The 18,421-nt window shown below is 55.7% G+C and carries 22 protein-coding genes and 1 pseudogene; 17 read left to right on the top strand and 6 right to left on the bottom strand.

Annotation, left to right across the window (positions count from 1 at the left end; genetic code table 11):
• The first annotated feature begins 1 nt into the window (after position 1).
• Genes fliH through KWG64_RS19160 form a run of 7 tightly spaced genes read left to right on the top strand, consistent with a single transcriptional unit; the run spans position 2 to position 6,636 of the window.
• Positions 2-721, top strand: a complete 720-nt coding sequence (gene fliH, locus KWG64_RS19130) for a flagellar assembly protein FliH (RefSeq protein WP_218522816.1) — start codon at positions 2-4, stop codon at positions 719-721.
• Positions 714-2,033 carry a flagellar protein export ATPase FliI gene (gene fliI / locus KWG64_RS19135; RefSeq protein ID WP_218522817.1) on the top strand — a complete coding sequence of 440 codons (1,320 nt, stop codon included), beginning with the start codon at positions 714-716 and terminating at the stop codon, positions 2,031-2,033. Before fliH ends, fliI begins: the two co-directional genes overlap by 8 nt.
• 32 nt (positions 2,034-2,065) lie before the next feature.
• Positions 2,066-2,512 carry a flagellar FliJ family protein gene (locus tag KWG64_RS19140; RefSeq protein ID WP_195813038.1) on the top strand — a complete coding sequence of 149 codons (447 nt, stop codon included), beginning with the start codon at positions 2,066-2,068 and terminating at the stop codon, positions 2,510-2,512.
• 15 nt (positions 2,513-2,527) lie between these two features.
• Entirely contained in the window at positions 2,528-3,973 is a 1,446-nt protein-coding gene (locus KWG64_RS19145; RefSeq protein ID WP_218522818.1) for a glycosyltransferase, read from the top strand.
• 60 nt (positions 3,974-4,033) lie between these two features.
• Complete coding sequence (locus KWG64_RS19150; RefSeq protein WP_218522819.1) at positions 4,034-4,972, top strand: hypothetical protein; 939 nt, start codon at positions 4,034-4,036, stop codon at positions 4,970-4,972.
• Positions 4,969-5,385: an adenylyltransferase/cytidyltransferase family protein gene (locus KWG64_RS19155; RefSeq protein ID WP_218522820.1), complete on the top strand. Its 417-nt coding sequence runs from the start codon at positions 4,969-4,971 to the stop codon at positions 5,383-5,385. The genes KWG64_RS19150 and KWG64_RS19155 overlap by 4 nt, the downstream gene beginning before the upstream one ends.
• A gap of 36 nt (positions 5,386-5,421) precedes the next feature.
• Entirely contained in the window at positions 5,422-6,636 is a 1,215-nt protein-coding gene (locus KWG64_RS19160; RefSeq protein ID WP_218522821.1) for a CDP-glycerol glycerophosphotransferase family protein, read from the top strand.
• A 13-nt stretch (positions 6,637-6,649) separates the two neighbouring features.
• Here KWG64_RS19160 and KWG64_RS19165 read toward each other — a convergent pair whose 3' ends face one another.
• The 6 genes and pseudogenes from KWG64_RS19165 to flgA form a co-directional block, all read right to left on the bottom strand.
• Positions 6,650-7,030 carry a transcriptional regulator gene (locus KWG64_RS19165; protein ID WP_195813034.1) on the bottom strand — a complete coding sequence of 127 codons (381 nt, stop codon included), beginning with the start codon at positions 7,028-7,030 and terminating at the stop codon, positions 6,650-6,652.
• Between the two features lie 25 nt (positions 7,031-7,055).
• Positions 7,056-7,394, bottom strand: a complete 339-nt coding sequence (locus tag KWG64_RS19170; protein ID WP_218522822.1) for a DUF6516 family protein — start codon at positions 7,392-7,394, stop codon at positions 7,056-7,058.
• Between the two features lie 279 nt (positions 7,395-7,673).
• On the bottom strand, positions 7,674-8,768 hold the full coding sequence (locus KWG64_RS19175; RefSeq protein WP_218522823.1) for a CDP-glycerol glycerophosphotransferase family protein: 1,095 nt from the start codon (positions 8,766-8,768) through the stop codon (positions 7,674-7,676).
• Between the two features lie 13 nt (positions 8,769-8,781).
• A complete protein-coding gene (gene flgN / locus KWG64_RS19180; RefSeq protein WP_218522824.1) occupies positions 8,782-9,237 on the bottom strand; it encodes a flagellar export chaperone FlgN in 456 nt (151 codons plus the stop codon).
• Between the two features lie 39 nt (positions 9,238-9,276).
• Positions 9,277-9,561: a flagellar biosynthesis anti-sigma factor FlgM gene (gene flgM / locus KWG64_RS19185; protein WP_218522825.1), complete on the bottom strand. Its 285-nt coding sequence runs from the start codon at positions 9,559-9,561 to the stop codon at positions 9,277-9,279.
• A 135-nt stretch (positions 9,562-9,696) separates the two neighbouring features.
• Positions 9,697-10,523, bottom strand: a pseudogene (gene flgA, locus KWG64_RS19190) (flagellar basal body P-ring formation chaperone FlgA).
• 44 nt (positions 10,524-10,567) lie between these two features.
• Between flgA and flgB the strand changes: the two are divergent.
• From flgB to flgK, 10 genes are all read left to right on the top strand, one after another.
• A complete protein-coding gene (gene flgB / locus KWG64_RS19195; protein WP_195813028.1) occupies positions 10,568-10,942 on the top strand; it encodes a flagellar basal body rod protein FlgB in 375 nt (124 codons plus the stop codon).
• Between the two features lie 3 nt (positions 10,943-10,945).
• The gene (flgC, locus tag KWG64_RS19200; protein WP_218522827.1) at positions 10,946-11,371 is read left to right on the top strand and encodes a flagellar basal body rod protein FlgC; all 426 of its coding nucleotides are present in this window, start codon (positions 10,946-10,948) and stop codon (positions 11,369-11,371) included.
• A gap of 2 nt (positions 11,372-11,373) precedes the next feature.
• A complete protein-coding gene (gene flgD / locus KWG64_RS19205) occupies positions 11,374-12,048 on the top strand; it encodes a flagellar hook assembly protein FlgD (RefSeq protein WP_195824342.1) in 675 nt (224 codons plus the stop codon).
• Between the two features lie 14 nt (positions 12,049-12,062).
• On the top strand, positions 12,063-13,253 hold the full coding sequence (gene flgE / locus KWG64_RS19210; RefSeq protein WP_218522828.1) for a flagellar hook protein FlgE: 1,191 nt from the start codon (positions 12,063-12,065) through the stop codon (positions 13,251-13,253).
• A gap of 10 nt (positions 13,254-13,263) precedes the next feature.
• On the top strand, positions 13,264-13,995 hold the full coding sequence (locus KWG64_RS19215; RefSeq protein WP_218522829.1) for a flagellar basal body rod protein FlgF: 732 nt from the start codon (positions 13,264-13,266) through the stop codon (positions 13,993-13,995).
• 12 nt (positions 13,996-14,007) lie between these two features.
• On the top strand, positions 14,008-14,793 hold the full coding sequence (gene flgG, locus KWG64_RS19220) for a flagellar basal-body rod protein FlgG (RefSeq protein ID WP_195813023.1): 786 nt from the start codon (positions 14,008-14,010) through the stop codon (positions 14,791-14,793).
• Positions 14,794-14,858: 65 nt separating this feature from the next.
• The gene (flgH, locus tag KWG64_RS19225; RefSeq protein WP_195813022.1) at positions 14,859-15,521 is read left to right on the top strand and encodes a flagellar basal body L-ring protein FlgH; all 663 of its coding nucleotides are present in this window, start codon (positions 14,859-14,861) and stop codon (positions 15,519-15,521) included.
• A 53-nt stretch (positions 15,522-15,574) separates the two neighbouring features.
• Entirely contained in the window at positions 15,575-16,657 is a 1,083-nt protein-coding gene (locus KWG64_RS19230) for a flagellar basal body P-ring protein FlgI (RefSeq protein ID WP_255562247.1), read from the top strand.
• 14 nt (positions 16,658-16,671) lie between these two features.
• A complete protein-coding gene (locus tag KWG64_RS19235; RefSeq protein ID WP_218522830.1) occupies positions 16,672-16,980 on the top strand; it encodes a rod-binding protein in 309 nt (102 codons plus the stop codon).
• Positions 16,981-17,043: 63 nt separating this feature from the next.
• Positions 17,044-18,414, top strand: coding sequence for a flagellar hook-associated protein FlgK (gene flgK / locus KWG64_RS19240; protein ID WP_218522831.1), 1,371 nt, complete (start codon positions 17,044-17,046; stop codon positions 18,412-18,414).
• Positions 18,415-18,421 lie beyond the last annotated feature (7 nt).

Genomic DNA, 18,421 nt, shown 5'->3' on the forward strand with positions numbered 1-18,421 from the left:
CATGACGCTTAAACGCAACACGATCCCCCGCCACGGCGTCGTCCGTGTTCACACCTTCCCGCCGCTGCGTAAAAACCGGCATGGTGAAATGGCGCACGGCGGTGCATCGCTGGATCCGGCGGAATATCAGCAACAGCTGATGAACGGTTTTCAGGAAGGGCTGAACAACGGCTACGAGCAGGGGCTGGAACAGGGGCGCGAAGAAGGCTATCAGACGGGGCATCAGCAGGGCTATGACGCCGGTCTGCAAAAAGGCCGCAGCGAAGGAAAAATCGCCGGACGCCATCTGTTTGAACAGGCATCGCAGCCTTTTGCCGGGCTCAGCCAGCAGTTACAGCAGGTACTGGACGAGCATGAACAGCGCCGCCGCACCGAACTTTTGCAACTGGTGGAAAAAGTGACCCGACAGGTGATCCGCTGCGAACTGGCGTTGCAACCTACACAACTTCTGGCGCTGGTGGAAGAAGCGCTGAGCAGCCTGCCGGACGCGCCTTCGCGGCTGAAAGTGTCGCTCAACCCGCTGGAATTCGCCCGCATCAGCGAGGCCGAACCACAGAAAGTGGCTGAGTGGGGCATGGTGGCTGACGAATCGCTGGAGCCGGGCGAATGCCGGGTAGAAACAGACACCAGCGACATGGATGTCGGCTGTTCGCACCGCCTCGATCAATGCATGGACGTACTGACGCAAACCCTGACCGCGACGGAAAACGCGGATGAGTGAAATGACCGATTTTGACAAAGCGCTGGCGTCGCTCGAAGGCATTAATCTGGCGCGCGTTGCCGGACGCCTGACCCGCGTCACCGGCATTTTGCTTGAATGTGTCGGTTGCCGTCTGGCGATTGGTCAGCGTTGTCAGGTCGAACAGGCTGACGGCGAAATGATTGATGCACAGGTGGTGGGTTTCGACCGCGAAATCACCTTTCTGATGCCGTTTAAACACCCCGACGGCCTGATTGCCGGTGCGCGGGTTTTTCCTTCCGAAAAAGAGAGCGAACCGCCGGTAGGCGATGCGTGGCTCGGTCGCGTGGTGAACGGGCTGGGTGAGTCGATTGATGGCAAAGGCCGTCTGGGCGGCGACACGCCGCTGCCATTACAGCTGCCACAAATTAACCCGCTGACCCGTAAACCGGTGCATGAACCCCTGGACGTCGGCGTGCGCGCCATTAACGGCTTACTGACCATCGGCAAAGGCCAGCGCGTCGGGTTGATGGCGGGCAGCGGCGTGGGGAAAAGCGTGCTGCTTGGCATGATCACCCGTTACACGCAGGCCGATGTGGTGGTGGTCGGGCTGATTGGCGAGCGTGGCCGTGAGGTTAAAGAGTTTATCGATAACGCGCTGAAATCCGCAGGCATGGCGAAATCCGTGGTCGTGGCGGCGCCGGCGGATGAATCGCCGCTGATGCGTATCAAGGCGACGGAAATCTGTCATTCCATCGCCACCTATTTTCGCGATCAGGGCAAAGACGTTCTGTTGCTGGTGGATTCCCTCACGCGGTATGCCATGGCACAACGTGAAATTGCGCTGTCGCTGGGCGAACCGCCGGCCACCAAAGGGTATCCGCCGTCAGCGTTTGCCGTGATCCCCAAACTGGTCGAAAGCGCCGGAAACAGCGAAAGCAACGGCTCGATGACCGCCATTTATACCGTGCTGGCGGAAGGCGATGATCAGCAGGATCCGATTGTTGACTGCGCCCGTGCGGTGCTCGACGGTCACATTGTTCTCAGCCGCCATCTGGCGGAAGCCGGGCATTATCCGGCCATCGATATTGGTCAGTCGATCAGCCGCTGCATGAGCCAGGTGACGGAAAAAAGTCATCAGCAGGCGGCGCGGACATTCAAGCAAATGTACGCCGATTACCAGGCGATCAAACCGCTGATCCCGCTGGGCGGCTACGTGGCCGGTGCCGATGCGCAGGCTGACCGCGCCGTGCGTCTCAGCCCGGCGGTGACGCAATACTTGAGTCAGGACGTCGACCATTGCGCGGCGATCCCGCAGTGCATTACCGAACTTGAGGCGCTGAGCCGTGCCTGATTTTTAACGATGTTTAATCCGCAGGGAAGATCATGAAACCCGTCAACACTATCGGCGTGCTGGAACAGCTGCGCCAGATGCGCGAACGCACCGTGAATGAACTGACCGGTCAGCTTGCGCGGCAAAAACAGCTTTGCCAGCGTTATATAAACAATATTAATTCACTGAATGCGCTGTGCCACGACGGACTTTTGCAAAATCAGGGAGCCGTGGAGCGGATGAACCAGATGCATTACAAAGCCAATATTCAACGCGTAATCGCCTGGCAGGAACAGGAACAGGCGCTGGCGGACATGCGCGCGCGCGAATTGCAGGCTGATCTGACCGTGGAAGCGTGTCGTGAGAAAACCGTAGATCTGGTGCTGTTACAGCAACGTGAAGCGCTGGCGAAAGCACGTGGCGCGCAGGAACAGAAAAATACCGACGGGCTGGCGCTGCAAAGCTGGCTGCGTAACCGCAACAACCGCCGTAAGCGCTGACAGGCAGGTTTATCCATGACGCAAAAGACTCCGTTAAACAGGACTTCCAGCCCGCTGATATCGGGTTTGCTTGCCCGCTCAGCGGCGAAACATGCCGACGCGAAGGCGGCATTGCCTTTTGTCAGCGTGATTACCCCAACCTGGGAACGCCGCGCATTTTTGCCTTATCTGATTTACATGTTCCAGTATCAGGATTACCCGGCTGACCGCCGTGAACTGGTGATCCTCGATGATTCAGCGCGCAGCAGTCAGGATTTGGTCGACCAGATTAACCGGACGCAAAACCGCGACAATCCCATCCGCTACTACCACGTCTCCGAACATCTGGATCTCGGCGAGAAACGTAACCGTCTGAATGAACTGGCGCAGGGCGAATACATTATCTGCATGGACGACGATGATTATTATCCGCCGGATAAAATCAGCTACACAATTGGCGAGATGCAGCGGCATAACGCGCTGTTTGCCGGATGCGACCAGATCCCTATCTGGTACAGCCACATCGACCGGATCTATAAAACGCAGGCCTTTGGCACGCATCACGCGCTGAACGGGACGTTTGCCTATCACCGCAACTTTCTGAAAAAACACCGCTACGAAGATTCCGCCAATCTCGGCGAGGAAGAAGGTTTCCTCAACGGATTTACCGTGCCGGTTTTACAGCTGGATCCGATGCGCTCGATTTTGTGCGTCTCCCACAGCAGCAACACGTTTGATAAAGATTTCCTGATGGGGCAGTGCGAGGCGGTGGACGCGACTGTCAGTGATATCGTCGGCGATGGCCTGCTGCGCAAACACTATCAGCGGCTGAGTCAGGCTCCGGTGAGAAGCATCATTAACTGGGGCTTTTTCAGCCGCATCGTAGTGAATTCGCTTTCCGGCAACGACGCCACGCGGGAGGCATTTTGCCAGACCTTGCTGGGCCTCGGCGTCAGCCCGCAACAGCTGGAAATCTGGCCGGAGGGACTCGCCGGAGAACCGCTGGCGGTAAGTCATAAAGCCGTGGCTGAAAAAGCGCGGGCCGAAAACTGGCCGAATTATCTGCTGCTCGATGACCGTCTCAGTCTGGTCCGGCAGGAAAAAACGGTGGCCAATATTAACCGGATGCTACAGGCGATGGAGCAGCTTGAATGGAGCGTGAGTTTGCTCGGCTGCAACCTGCACCGCCTGCATCTGCTCAAATCATTACCCGGAACGGTCCGTGCGCTTGAAGCCGGGCAGGCCGTGGCCTACGCCGTGAATCAGCCGTATTACGGCCAGCTCATCGATAACCTTTCGGAGGGGCTTCTCGGGCTGGAACAACAACCTGATAACCCGAATTTTGCGCTCGATTCTCACTGGCTGCCGCTGATGCAAACCGGCCTTTGGCTGGCGTTGTATCCGGGCTTTGCCTACCGGCGTGAAGGCGATAACGGCGAAGATCTTACCGCCGGATTCTTCCGCAAGGTTCAGGCCGGTTAGCCCTTCATCAAAGCAACTTCTGATGTCAGAACAGAAAGTATTATGAAAACGGAAAGCATTTTGAAAACTGAAACTCCCCTGATTGACAGTTATTCGCCGGAATTTGTCCTGCGTCTGCATGAAATGAAAACGCCTTGCACCTGCGAAAGTTGCCAAAAAGAACCGGCGCTGAGCCAGCTGAACTGGGCGAACGAAAGCCGTCACAGCGCACGACTGGAATGTGACCACGTCGCGCGCGACATGTTGCTCGATCCGCAATCTTTTGTGCTGCACAGTGCGAAAATTCCCGCGCAGGAAGGGGCGATGGAGCCGTTATCCGGCTGGCACCGCGCGGTAAATCAGGGCTGCATCAACCTGCTGATTTGCGGTGAGCTCAATACCGAAGAAAAGCTGTACGCCACGGGGGTTTTCCTCAGCAAAATGCAGCGCGTCGCCGGTGATAATGATCTGAATGCGGTCAGCGAATGCTGGCAGCAACTGCTGGAAATGGTGGAGAACGGCGCGCTAAGGCAGCAGTTCCGGCAGTTGCCGGAAATTGAAACCTACAAACTTGAGCAATTACGGCATATCAGCCTGCAACCGGTGGATGCCGCGCTGGATCCGCTCAGCGCGATGGCGCTGACGCTCAAACTCAATGAACTGAACGTGTTATCTGATGATTATCTGACCGACAGCCTGCATGAAATTAAACAGGACAACAGCCTGGCGCTGTTTGCAGAAGTGCACCCGTCGCTGTGGACGAACTACTTTATTTACCGCTGTTACCACGACGTATTCCCGGGCCGCGATCCGCAAAATTACAGCCATGCGTTTATGTCGCTGTGCGTCGATTATTTCTCGCTGAATGTGTTGTGCAGCCTGCTGGCACAAAGCGACTGCCCGCCGGACGAAGACAATGTTCCGGCGTTATTTGCCGACTGGCGGCGCACCGCTTTGCAGCGTGATTCCGCCGCACTGAGTGCCGATCCGCTGCTGATGGGGCTGTCTCTGCTGTCATGAAAACCGACCATCACGCCTCTAAAACGGTGATCACCTTTGGCACGTTCGATGTGTTTCACATCGGTCATCTGAATATTTTGCAACGCGCCAGCGCGCTGGGCGATCGTCTGGTCGTCGGGATTTCTTCTGATGCCCTGAATATCGAGAAAAAACAGCGTGCTCCGGTGTATTCCCAGCAGGAACGCATGGCGATCGTCAGCCAGATCAAAGGCGTGAGCGAGGTCTTTCTGGAGGAGTCACTGGAAGCTAAAGCCGGCTATCTGCGTCAGTATCAGGCGCAGATTCTGGTGATGGGAGACGACTGGAAAGGGCGTTTCGATCATTTTTCAGACCTGTGCGAGGTGGTGTATTTCGCCCGCACACCGTCCGTTTCGACCACGTCGATCATCGAAGTGGTGAAGGCGATTACCTGATCCTCACTCAACATCCACGCTCATTCCGGGGGAAAAATGTCTACGGAACTCGCTGTACTTACGCAATTTGGCACGATGATGAAAGCGGTATCAGAGCGCACGCCGAAGCGCCGCACCGTGCTGTTTTTTGGTCGGGAAACTTTTTGCGATAACAGCAAATATCTCTTTCTGCACATGGTGGAGCGCTGCAAAGATGCCGAAGTCATTTGGGTGAGTACGGAAACGCATCTGATTGAGCGCCTGCGCGAAAACCAGCTGCCGTGTTTTGATCTGACCGAAAATTACGACCGTTCCGTTGATTTGCTGCTGCATGCGGCGGTGGCGGTTTTTTGCGTCAATCCGAGCCAGAGCCTGGTAGGGAATTTGCCCCTGTTTTCCTGCCTGAGCGGCGCGGTACATATTCAGTTGTGGCACGGCGTTTCGGTAAAAAAACTGCTGTTGCAGTTGCTGCCTTATCTGTCCACACAGGATGAAACGTTTTTGCGCCCGGTCAGCTGGGCGACGCGTGCAGATTATGTGCTGAGTACTTCGCCTGAACTTGACGCTTACTGGCACCATGTTTTTGGCGCACGGACTTTGCTGCGCGGCGGCTACTCACGTAATGATGTCATCCGGCGGCCAGCGACGGCGGGCGAAATGATCGACGCCGTGATCCCGGAAAGCGCCCAAAAAGCGCTGGCATCTTCCCGGCGGAAAGTGCTGCTGGTGCCGACGTGGCAGCGTGGGAAAAACACTGTGCTGAGCGACGCCAAATTTCTGGTCCGGCTGATGACCTACGCCCGTAAACATGACCTCGAAATCTTCTACAAAGTGCATCCGCTGTATGTGTACCAGGCGCAACCCGCGGGGAAACAAGTCGATCATCTGCACATTTTACACGCCGGTGTGGATGTCTACCCGTATCTCTCGCAGTTTGACGCGCTGATCACCGACTATTCCTCGATCATGTTCGATTTTCTGCTGACCGGAAAGCCGGTGCTGACACTGGATATCCGACACGGAGACCATCAGCTTTTCGAGCCAGATTACAGCCTGCTGCCGGGCGACGAAGACTTTCGCTATCTCTTTACGCTGGATACTCTTGGGGAAACCTTGGGTGAGGCGCTGAACGCAGACACTAAACAGGCGGGACGTCAGGCGCTGGCGGGCAGGTTATTCCCCGAAGGCGAAGCCAGCCCGGCGCTGCATGACAAAATTCTTAAAATCCTGGATGAGAAATGCCGGGAATCATCGACGTTTGCAGTGGAGTGAAGAACGGCGCGACTTATGCCGCTTCGCTCTTTTCCTGAGGCGGGAATTGTTCAACCCGGATTTCAAAATCTGTAAAAACGGCAACCGGCATAATGGTATTTTTACTTTTCACCTTTTTAGCGAAACCATAGCCTTCCAGCGTTTTCATCGTCGTAGAAAGATTGCTGATATTACGACCGGCAAGCCTGGCAAGCTCAGACAGGCTTTCGGGTTTTTCGCGCGCCATCATCCTCAGGAGTTCGATATTCTCGTTACTGAGGATTTGGCCAAGCGCCAGCAGGGAAGTGAACCAGATTTTAGGGGCGTTTTCTTCCGGTACATATTCGCCTTTTACGACAGCCATAATCCGTTGTCGAAACATGTGATCCGGCATAATTCCGATCAGTGCTTTCATAAGTCCTTTATGTCCTTGTCATTTATTACCGGGCGAAATCACCCAGAATCAAATCTACGGCTTTAAAAAAATCATCAATCAACTGCTGCGCATTCACGAACTGATAAGCCGTTCCTTTATGGTTCAAAGCGGGGTGAATATGATCCCACTCTAGCCGCTTTTTCTTTCCAAGCCCCGACTTGTCCGACACCGACGCATGCGAGTTATCAAGGCCGAAAATGCGCTGGCAGTGACGATCGTGCAAGGTCAGTGAATAGCGGATCCCGTGCGGGCGTTGCAAACTTTTTGCAACCTGATAGGCGATGATTTCGTACCAGTAACCGTTCCGGTAAATAAACTTCACGCCATGCAGATTCAGCAGCAATTCTAATCCATGATCCATCAGTGACAGACTTCCTTATGACCTGATCATAAGCTAATTCAGGCGAACTATCAAGCCGGTTAATAAAGGCGTCCTTATCGGCCAGAATATCGGGCATCACAATCTTAAGTTCAGAGAATTTTTACAAGTTGCGCAATGGATTACGGTGATTTGAAAAGCCGGGAAGTGAGACATTTATTTATGGAAGGAAGTGCACAAGACTGGAAGAGGGAGGGGAAGATCCCCGTCTGTTAAGAAGGGGATTTCAGGCTGAGCACGGTTTCAGAACAACCGTTCCCGCAGGCTTTGCAGAAGAAAATTACGCTGGGGTCTTTGTGCATCATCCAGCAAACGGATAATTTCGTTTGCTGCACGCTTTCCGGCATTGCCGTCCTGAAATGCATCGCAGACGTTCCGGCGGTAATCACTCAGCTCCGGCCAGAGGGTTTCTTCACTGAGCGCACGGCGCAACTCCGGCAACGAAGCGGCCTGCGGCAGGAATTCGCGTACGGTCTGATCGGTACTGTAAACATCAGACAACGTGCGGTTGTCGTGAAGTAAATGGCCGAGACCTTTCCACCCCAGCAGCAGGGTCTTTTTGCCCGCATGAATTGCATCGAAAATAAACCCGCTGTTGTCTGTGATTACAATATCTGCTGCTTCCAGCAGGCTGAAGGTGGACGCGTGACTGACCAGATTTTTGCGAAAATATTTTTGCACCAGTGCGCGGGAAGGCGCCTCTTCGTTGCGGATAAGCGTGCCGTGGTGAAGTTTCACCAGCAGGGTGACGTCGTTTTGCAGCGCATTGAGCGATTCCGCCCAGTGCGGCAGCGAAGATAATTCGCCAAAGGTGGGTGCATATAACAAGGTCGGGCGATTTTTGCGACGGTTGAGCATTTCTGCCAGAGACCGGTCATATTTCGCGTTATGCCAGTCATCAAAACGCGGATTACCGACCACCACCGCGTTGCCACCTATATCGATGCGCTGACGTGTGTGTTCTGCATAACACAGCACGCAGTCATAAAACGCATTCCACCATGCGTGTCCCCAGCGGTCTTTCGCCAGACCGTAAAGTGCCCGGACATTCAGCGGCGCAAGGTTATTAAGCAGTGGCGTGTAATACGGGCTGACGAGGCAGGAAAGTTGTGACGGTTTTCCGGTCAGAACCGAGACGCGCAGCAAAGGTAAATCGGTGCGTTGCAGTTTTTGCAAATAGCCGACCATTTCACTGACAAAAGTCGCTTCAATGACGTCGCTGATCACCAGCGCGCAGGGGATATTTTGTGCCTGCAGGGCGGCAATAATGTTTTTGTACACCTCAAAGTGAAATGAGGTTTCCATATAAAAGCCGACAGGTTTACGTGTGATCGTCATTTTTCGCCGCCTGTTAGCGGGAATACAGGAAATCAGCCTGACCGGTTTTCACCAGCGGCTGCATGATTTCCTGCTGCATGGTCAGCAGCAATCCGTTGCGTTCATTCAACGCCTGGCATGCCTGCGCCTGCTGTTGCAGCGCTTTCCATTGCCCGCGTGTCTGGCCGGCGAGACTTTCCGGCAGACGTGAAAAAAGGAAATCTACGCCGCGTGCATCGGCAGGAAGCCTCAGCGTTTTCAGGCAGCGATAGCGCTGGCTGGCGGACTGATTCAGCGCCTGATAACAGACCATCAGTGCCTCGTTGACCGCCGTGACGGTGTCGGCCTGGCAGGCGATCATGGCGTCGCGCTGTTCTTCCAGCAAACCGCTGAGTTGCTGATAACGTGCGTGGTCGTGGCCGATCCCGGCCAGCAGATCTCTGATTAACACGCTCTTGTCGGTCTGGCCGTTGTGACTTTCACTGTTCATGAATGATTTTCAAAACTCTGGTTTTCAAAACTCTGATTTTTAAGAGCGGAAGAAATCCCGCATGGACTGCGCCAGTTCGTCGCAGTTCACCTGAAGTTTCCCCTGGCTGATGGCTGCCTTGAGCGCGCTGACTCTTTCCATGTCCACGTCCGGCATCGCGTGCAGCTGGGTTTTCGCGTCATTGATCATCATGCTGTCGCGGGTTTCAGGCACATTCTGCGGCTGTGCTGCTTTTTTGCCGGAGGTCGCTGCTTCATTGCGCGTTTCCTTCGTCGTTTGCAGTGGCGCAGTGGCGGCGGTGTGCTGAGTGGCGTTAATTTTCATAGGAACCTCGATGCTGTGCGATGTTTTCCGGGCCTGTTCTGACAGGGCATAAGCCGGTTACCAGAAAGAAGCGACACCGCCAGGCGGAAACTTAAATTCCGCGGCGGAAATTTTCACTTTTTTGTAGGCCGCCGGTTATGACTGGCCGGGCGCGTACAACATCCGCACTACACCCATGCCGTCCACCACCGCCGTTACGGTTTTTTTGCTGCTCAGGTTCTTCACTTTCACCATGTCTCCCTTGCGGCCATTTTTCATCGCCTCACCCGTCATGCGGGCCTCCACGCCATCCTGTTCCGCAATCATGATGACTTTTTGCCCACGGTTAACCAGCAGTTCGCTTTCGAGCTGTGAGGGAACAATCACCTGCATGTCGCGAATGCGTTTTTTCACCGTCAGCCCGACCGCGTCATCCGGATCCGTCAGGTAACCGTTACGGCTGCTGCTGATGTTGCGCTTTTTCATTTCGATATCGTTCGGGCCGACTTTGTTGCCGCGCTCAAGCGTATTTTTGGCGACCACCACCGGCACATAAATATCCGGTTTAACGGTCACGGTGATCTCCCAGCCATTGGCGGCAGGACAGCGGATATCGTAGCGCAGACGGGCGAGATCCAGCCGGTCACCCTGCGGCATCGCAACTGTCAGGGGCAGGGCGCAGGGCTGAAAACGGCTGACTTCTGCCGGCACAAACACGTTCAGTTTCGACTGAAAATCCTTCCAGTTTTTCTGACCCGCGACGCGGCTGATATCTGCAGTCGCCGCCGTGACGGCCTGCTGGTAAATCTGCTTGCGGGCCGTGCCTTTGGCGGCGCTGGCATTGGGGTTAGCCAGGGCAGGCGGAAGGGCGGCAATACACAGCAGGAAAAGACCGCTGAGGCGGAAAACTTCCTTCCGCTTAATTCCGGGGAAAAACATAGATACCTCATCGAATTCAGTAAGTTAAAAAACTGGCACGCCATTTGCTTAATGCGCGTGTATCGATGAGAGCATTGAGGAGGAAATCATGGGGATTAGTTTTGACAAGGCATTAGGTGTTCATCCTGCCGCGGTGCAGCTTCGTCTTGCGAGGGCTGAGCTGCTGTCGGCAAACCTTGCCAACGTGGATACCCCGAATTTCCAGGCTAAAGATATTGATTTTGCCCGTGAGATGCAACGGTCAGTTGCGCAAATGCAGTCAAAAAGCATTGCGCAGAGCGGCTTCGCGGACACACAGCAGGTGAAATATCGCGTGCCAAATCAACCCTCCAGGGACGGAAATACCGTCGCGCTGGATGTGGAACAAGCCGAGTTTTCGAAAAATACACTGGACTACCAGACCAGTCTGGCTTTTCTGAATTCGAAAATTACCGGCCTGAAAAAAGCGATCGAAGGGAAGTAATAAATGTCATTTAGCGATATCTACCGGGTATCAGGGTCGGCAATGACGGCGCAAACCGTGCGCCTTAATACCATTGCCAGCAACCTGGCGAATGCGGAATCGCCGGCAGCAACGGAGGCCGCCACCTACAAGGCACGTCGTCCGGTGTTTGCGGCGGTGTATCAGAACAGTGAACTGATTGGCAACCGGGCGATGAGTGGCGCGCGCGTTCAGGTTTTGGACGTGGTGGAAACCGGCGGCGCGGTGATGCGTCATGAACCGGGCAATCCGATGGCCAACGCGCAGGGCAACGTGTTCTACCCGGATGTGAATGTGGTGGAAGAAATGGCCGACATGATGTCGGCGTCGCGTAATTTTGAAACCAATGTCGAAGTGCTCAACAGCGTCAAAAGTATGCAGCAGAGCCTTCTGAAATTAGGTGAGGGATAAGTATGAGCGTCAGTGGAATTCAAAGTAACGCCAGTACCTACAGCAATGACAACGTCAGTGCGAACAGCAGCGCCGGGGATATGAGCAGCCTGTTTCTGACATTGCTGGTCGCGCAGATTCAAAATCAGGATCCGCTGAATCCGACCGACGGCACCGAGTATGTCAGCCAGCTGGCGCAGATGTCTCAGGTGCAGTCGATGGAAAACATGTCGGCGCTGATGAATCAGAACGCCACCTTAATAGACAACATTCAGGTGCTGACTACCGCAGGTCTGGTGGGTCAGACGGTCATGGTTCAGAGCGACAGCATTGAAATGGGTGAACAGGCCATTGATGGCCGTCTGACGCTGGGCCACGCCGCGACCAATGTCACGGTGACGGTGAAAGATTCTGCGGGCGTGGAGAAAACTATCGATCTCGGCGCGCAGGATGCCGGGCAGGTGGATTTCACTATCGATCCTGAAGAACTGGGGCTGGAACCCGGCAAATATACGTTATCGGTGGTGACCGATACCGGCGAACAAACGGTACCGATTGAGATTGCCGGCACGGTCAATAACGTCCGTATCCCGCTGGAAGGCGGCGCGGCACTCCTGAATATTCCGGGGCTCGGTGAAGTCCCTTATTACAAAGTCAGTCAGTTTGGCGGTAAGCCTTCTGCCTCCGCAACAGCTTAAAGGAATAAAGCGAAATGAGTTTTAACATTGCAACGACCGGCCTGAACGCCATTACCGAACAGCTGAACTCGATCAGTAACAACATCGCGAACTCCGGCACTATTGGCTACAAATCCATGCGCGCCGAATTTTCTGCGATGTATGCCGATTCTCAGGCAATGGGCGTGAACGTCAGCAAGGTTTCACAAAGCATTACCCGCGGCGGCAGCATTCAGGCATCTGCCAGCAATCTGGATCTGGCGATTTCCGGCAACGGTTTCTTTGTTATGCGCGACAGCGATGGCAACACCACGTACTCCCGCGCCGGTTACATGACTACTGATACCAACGGCTATCTGAATCAGAACGGGATGAAACTTCAGGGTTATCCGGTAGATGCCAACGGCGTATTGCAGGTGGGAACGGTGACTGACCTGCAGGTGAAGAGCGGTTCGATTCCGGCGAAAGCCACCGATCAGCTGGATTTTGCCGCCAACCTTGACGCGCGTGCTGAAAAACCGGAACGCGATGTGTTCGACCCGGCCGACGCGAAATCTTACAACAACACTTACACCACGCAGGTTTACGACTCACTGGGCCGCGAGCACAGCCTGTCACAGTATTTCGTCAAAAAAGACGACAACACCTGGGAAGCTTATTACTACATGGACGGCGAGCCGCTTAACGGTGGCGCACCGACTGAAATGACTTTCACCGAGCAGGGCGTTTTGCAGGCACCTTCGGACAAAGTGAATCTGCAAGCCGACATCGGCGGCGCGGCGGGCCTTTCTATCGATCTCGATTACAGCGGTACCAGCCAGTACGGCTCCGAGTTCTCGGTTTCCAAAAACAAAGCCACCGGCTATTCCGCAGGTGAGAAAACCGGCGAGCAGATTGACGCCGACGGTTCGGTTTATGCCACCTACAGCAACGGCCAGCGTATGTTGCAGGGGCAGTTAGTCCTGGCGAGTTTCAGCAACCCTAACGGGCTGGCATCAACTTCCGGTACCGCCTGGACCTCAACCAGCGAATCCGGCACTGCGCTGCTGGCGGCGGCCGGTGCGGGTCTGAACGGCACCATCAAATCCGGCGCGCTGGAAGGTTCCAACGTGGACTTAACCAACGAACTGGTCGGGCTGATGACCGCGCAGCGTAACTATCAGGCGAACACCAAAGTGATCTCTACCAACGACAGCATGATGAACGCGCTGTTCCAGGCGCTGTAAGGGAAGAGTCATGGATCACCTGATTTATACCGCCGTCAGCGGCGCGACCCGCAGCCTGACGCAGCAAACCATTCATGCCAACAATCTGGCGAATGCGAACACCGAAGGTTTCCGCGCCGATCTGGAGCGGGCCGGAAGCCAGCAGGTTAACGGGTATGGTTACAACAGCCGGTACATGGTGAATTCCCAAAACGGCGGCGTGGACATGAACCCCGGCGCGCTCAAGGAAACCGGACGTCAGCTGGATATTGGCATTAAAGGTGATGGCCTGATTGCCCTGCAAAATGGTCGCCGCGAAGCCTATACCCGTAACGGGCATATCGACGTGGACACCGACGGGAATCTGACCATCAACGGCCTCGCCGTGCTCGGTGACGCGGGCCCGATCCAGCTGCCACCGTTTTCGTCGATGGCAATTGGTCAGGATGGCACCATCACGATTATCCCGGATAACGGCGATTTCATGGCTTCGCAGGACGTTGACCGCATCAAGCTGGTGGACGTTCCGGCGAACCGTCTGCGTAAAAACAAAGATGGCCTTCTGGTTTCCAACCGCGCAACTGAACCGCGTGCGGAAGCCGTGCAGGTGGCCGGTCAGCATCTGGAAACCAGCAACGTTTCGGCAATCACCGAAATGGTGTCCACCGTTTCCCTGAACCGTCAGTTCGAGGCGCAGATCAAAATGATGAAAGCCGCAGAAACTCTGGCACAGGCGGGTAACCGTCTGATCCGTGGCAGTTAATAAGGAACGTTAATGAACCCAGCTTTGTGGATCAGTAAAACCGGTCTGGCGGCGCAGGACGCCAAAATGAGTGCCATTTCCAACAACCTGGCGAACGTCAATACCACAGGTTTTAAACGGGATCGCGTGGTGTTTGAGGATTTGTTCTATCAGAACGTGCGCGCGCCGGGCACGCAGCTTGATCAGAATAATATGACGCCTACCGGCATTCAGTTCGGCAGCGGGGTGAAAATCCTCGGTACGCAGAAAGAGTTCACCACCGGCAACATTCAGGTGACCTCGCAGGAACTGGACGTCGCCATCACCGGACAGGGTTTTTTGCAGGTGGAAACGCCGGACGGCGATATCGCTTATACCCGCGCGGGCAACCTGAAAATCAACAACGACGGCACGCTCACCAATGCACAAGGTCTGCCGCTGGTACCGCAGATTGAACTGCCAGATCAGACCAAAAGCCTGACCATCGGCAAGGACGGCACGGTGTCAGCGACGGTCGCCGGGGAAACCGATCCGGTGGAAGTCGGCCAGATTACGCTGGTGAACTTCGTCAATCCGGCCGGTCTGGAAGCCACGGGCGGTAATCTCTACCGCGAAACGGCTGCCAGCGGCGAAGCGGTAGAAGGCGTGCCGGGCGAAGATGCGCTCGGCCAGCTGGAACAGGGATCGCTGGAAGGATCGAACGTGCAGGTGGTGGAAGAAATGGTGGAAATGATCACCGTTCAGCGCGCTTACGAAATGAACGCCAAGATGATTTCTGCCGCCGACGACATGCTGAAATTCATCAGCCAGCAACTGTAGTTTTGACTTTCCCCCCGCGATGGGGGGAAAGCCTGTTCATTCACAATATTTGGAAGGATCACGTAATGAAATCAGGGCTCATATTCGTCGCCGTCCTGCTGCTCAGCGGCTGTGAAAGCCCGACCTGGATAGCGCAGAAAGACGACGCGGCCTATGCACCGCCGGAAAATCTGGTGCAACCGGCACCGCAGGTCAGCGGCGGCGGTTTATATCAGACAAACTATAACTGGGCGCTGACGCCCGACCGTCGCGCTTACCGCGTGGGTGACATTCTGACCGTCAGGCTGGAAGAATCGACCCAGTCGAGCAAACAGGCGAAAACCAATTTCGGCAAACGTAATGACGTCGAACTGGGCGCGCCGACGGTCTTTGGTAAAACCTACGACAAACTGAGTGGCTCGGTATCGGGCGACCGTAACTTCAACGGTAACGCCACGTCTCAGCAACAAAACATGCTGCGCGGCGCGATCACGGTCGCTGTCCATCAGGTTCAGCCTAACGGCGTGCTGATTATCAAAGGCGAGAAATGGCTGACGCTCAATCAGGGCGATGAATACATGCGCGTGACCGGCATGGTGCGTTCCGAAGATATCGAACGCGACAACAGCGTGTCATCGCAGCGCATTGCGAACGCGCGGATTTCCTATTCAGGGCGTGGCGCATTAAGCGACGCCAACACGGCGGGCTGGCTGACCAGAATCTTCAACCACCCGTTATTCCCAATCTGATGCAGGAGTTAAAGATGGGACACAAGATCACAATGTCCGTTGTCGCGCTGGTGATGACGCTGCTGACCGGGATGCTGACCGCTCCGGCGGTCATAGCGCAACCGCTCGGTTCGCTGGTAGATATTCAGGGCGTGCGCGGTAACCAGCTGATCGGTTACAGCATCGTGGTTGGCCTCGACGGCACCGGTGACCGGAATCAGGTGAAATTCACCAGCCAGTCCGTGACCAACATGTTGCGCCAGTTTGGCGTGCAGCTTCCGGCGAAAATCGATCCGAAAGTGAAGAACGTCGCCGCCGTGGCGATCAGCGCCACCCTGCCGCCGATGTACGCACGCGGGCAAACCGTCGACGTCACCGTGTCTTCGATGGGCGACGCGAAAAGCCTGCGCGGCGGCACATTGCTGCTGACCCAGCTTCACGGTGCCGACGGCGAAGTGTACGCGCTGGCGCAGGGCAACGTGGTGGTGGGCGGCATCAAAGCCGAAGGTGACAGCGGTTCAAGCGTCACCATTAATACGCCGACCGTGGGGCGGGTGCCGAACGGTGCGAGCATCGAGCGGGAAATTCCGAGCGATTTTCAGCAGAACAATATCGTGATGCTGAACCTGAAGCGTCCGGGGTTTAAAACCGCCAATAACATTGCCGTGGCGCTGAATCAGGCGTTTGGCAGCAATACCGCCACCGCGCAAAGCGCCACCAACGTGGCCGTCAAGGCGCCACAGGACGCCGGGGCGCGCGTAGCGTTTATGTCGATGCTGGAAGACGTGCAGATCAACGCCGGAAAAGTCTCGCCGCGCGTGGTCTTCAACGCCCGCACCGGCACGGTAGTGATAGGCGAAGGCGTGGTAGTTCGTGCAGCGGCGGTATCGCACGGCAACCTGACGGTCAGTATTCGCGAAAGCCGCAATGTCAGTCAGCCTAATCCGTTTGGCGGCGGTCAGACCGTGGTCACACCGGAAAGCGACGTGCGCGTCAGTCAGGGCGCAGCGCAAATGGTGACGGTTCCGGCGGGCACCAGCCTGCGGACGATCGTCAATACCATCAACAGTCTGGGCGCATCACCGGATGACACGATGGCTATCTTGCAGGCGCTGCATGAAGCCGGTGCGCTCGATGGTGAGCTTGTCGTGATTTAACCATGGAAAGTCAGATGATTAATGCAACCGGACCACGCACTGTTTCACCGGATTTTACCGGCACTCCGCGCCCGCAGGGGCTGGAGCAGGCGGCTGAACAGTTTGAAGCGCTGTTTTTACGCAACATGCTGGCGTCCATGCGTAAAAGCACCGACGTGCTGTCGGGCGAAGACGGCATGTTCAGCAGCAAGGAATCGCGCAATATGCGGGATTTCTACGACGACGCACTGGCGCAGAATCTTGCCAGCCAGCGCAGCACCGGTATTGCCAGTCTGCTCATTCAGCAACTGTCGCCGCAGGTGGATAAAAAGTCGGGCGGCTGATTAAGAAATGTCGCGACTGAGTCGTTTTACAAGGAGAGATAACGTAATGCGCAGGAACCCCCTATGAACATGATCAACATTGGCTTTAGCGGCTCGCAGGCCGCGCAGGCACAGCTCAATGCCACGGCGATGAACACCGCGAATGCGTTTACGCCGGGCTACAGCCGCCAGCGTGTTGAACTGAGCGCCATCGGCCCGATGGGAAACGCGGGCATGACGCCGGGAAATGGCGTCGAAACGACGGCCATCCGCCGGGTGAACGATCAGTTTGTCACCGGACAGGTGTGGCGCGCGACCAGCAGCAGCGGCTACTACGGCATGTCTCAGCAATACCTTAGCGGGCTGGAAACGCTGCTCGGAACGTCGAGCACCAGTCTGGGCAACGGGCTGGATACGTTTTTTGCCGCGCTGAGCGAAGGAACAACGCAGCCTGACAGCTCCGCGCTGCGCCAGCAGATGATCACCGAAGCAAACTCGCTGGCGACACGCTTTAACAACACCAATGATTTCATGAATAAGCAGCGTTCAGATCTGCACAATCAGCAGAAAACCACGCTCGACAGCATTAATACGCTGAGCGGCAATATCGCCGATTACAACCAGAAAATCATGGAGCTGGAATCCACCGGCGGCAGTACCAGCGTTCTGCGCGATCAGCGTGACGAACTGGTGCGCGAGCTGAGCGGGCTGGCGGATGTGCGCGTGACGGAAAGCGGCGACGGCAGTTACAGTGTCACGCTCAGCTCCGGTCAGCCGCTGGTGAGCGGACGTTCTTCCGGTTCGCTGGCGATGTCGGTGGACGATGAAGGCAATCCGCAGCTGGCGCTCTCTTTTGCGGGCACCACTTTTCCGGCATCAATGTCCTGCGGCGGCCAGCTTGGCGCGCTGTATGACTATGAAACAGGCACGCTGGCGGAAATGCAGGCGTCGGTCAATGGCATGGCGCAAGCGCTGGCGAATGCGTTTAACGACCAGCTGGCCGCCGGTTTTGACCTTGACGGCAATCCGGGCAAACCGCTGTTCAGCTTTGATCCGTCGAATCCTGCCGGAATATTGCAGGTTAACGATCTCGACTGGCGTGAACTGGCGCTGTCTGGCGCGGACGATGAACCGGGCAACGGCGATAACCTGAAGGCCCTGATCGACATTAAAAACCAGAAAGTGACCATTCCCGGCATGGGCGAAATGAGCCTGAGCGAAGGGGCGGCCAGCATTATCAGCAAAATCGGTATTACCAGCCGTCAGAACCAAACTGAGATGACCGCCGCCAACACCTTGCTCAACCAGACGCAAAACCAGTGGGCGTCGATCAGCGGCGTCAGTCAGGAAGAAGAGGCGATGAACCTGATGCAATACACGCAGGCATACAACGCGAACCTGAAAGTTATTTCCACCGGCAATCAGATTTTCACCGATCTGCTGGCGCTGTTCTGATATCTCC

The organism is Rahnella sp. PD12R, assembly GCF_019200965.1.
Classification (GTDB): domain Bacteria; phylum Pseudomonadota; class Gammaproteobacteria; order Enterobacterales; family Enterobacteriaceae; genus Rahnella; species Rahnella laticis.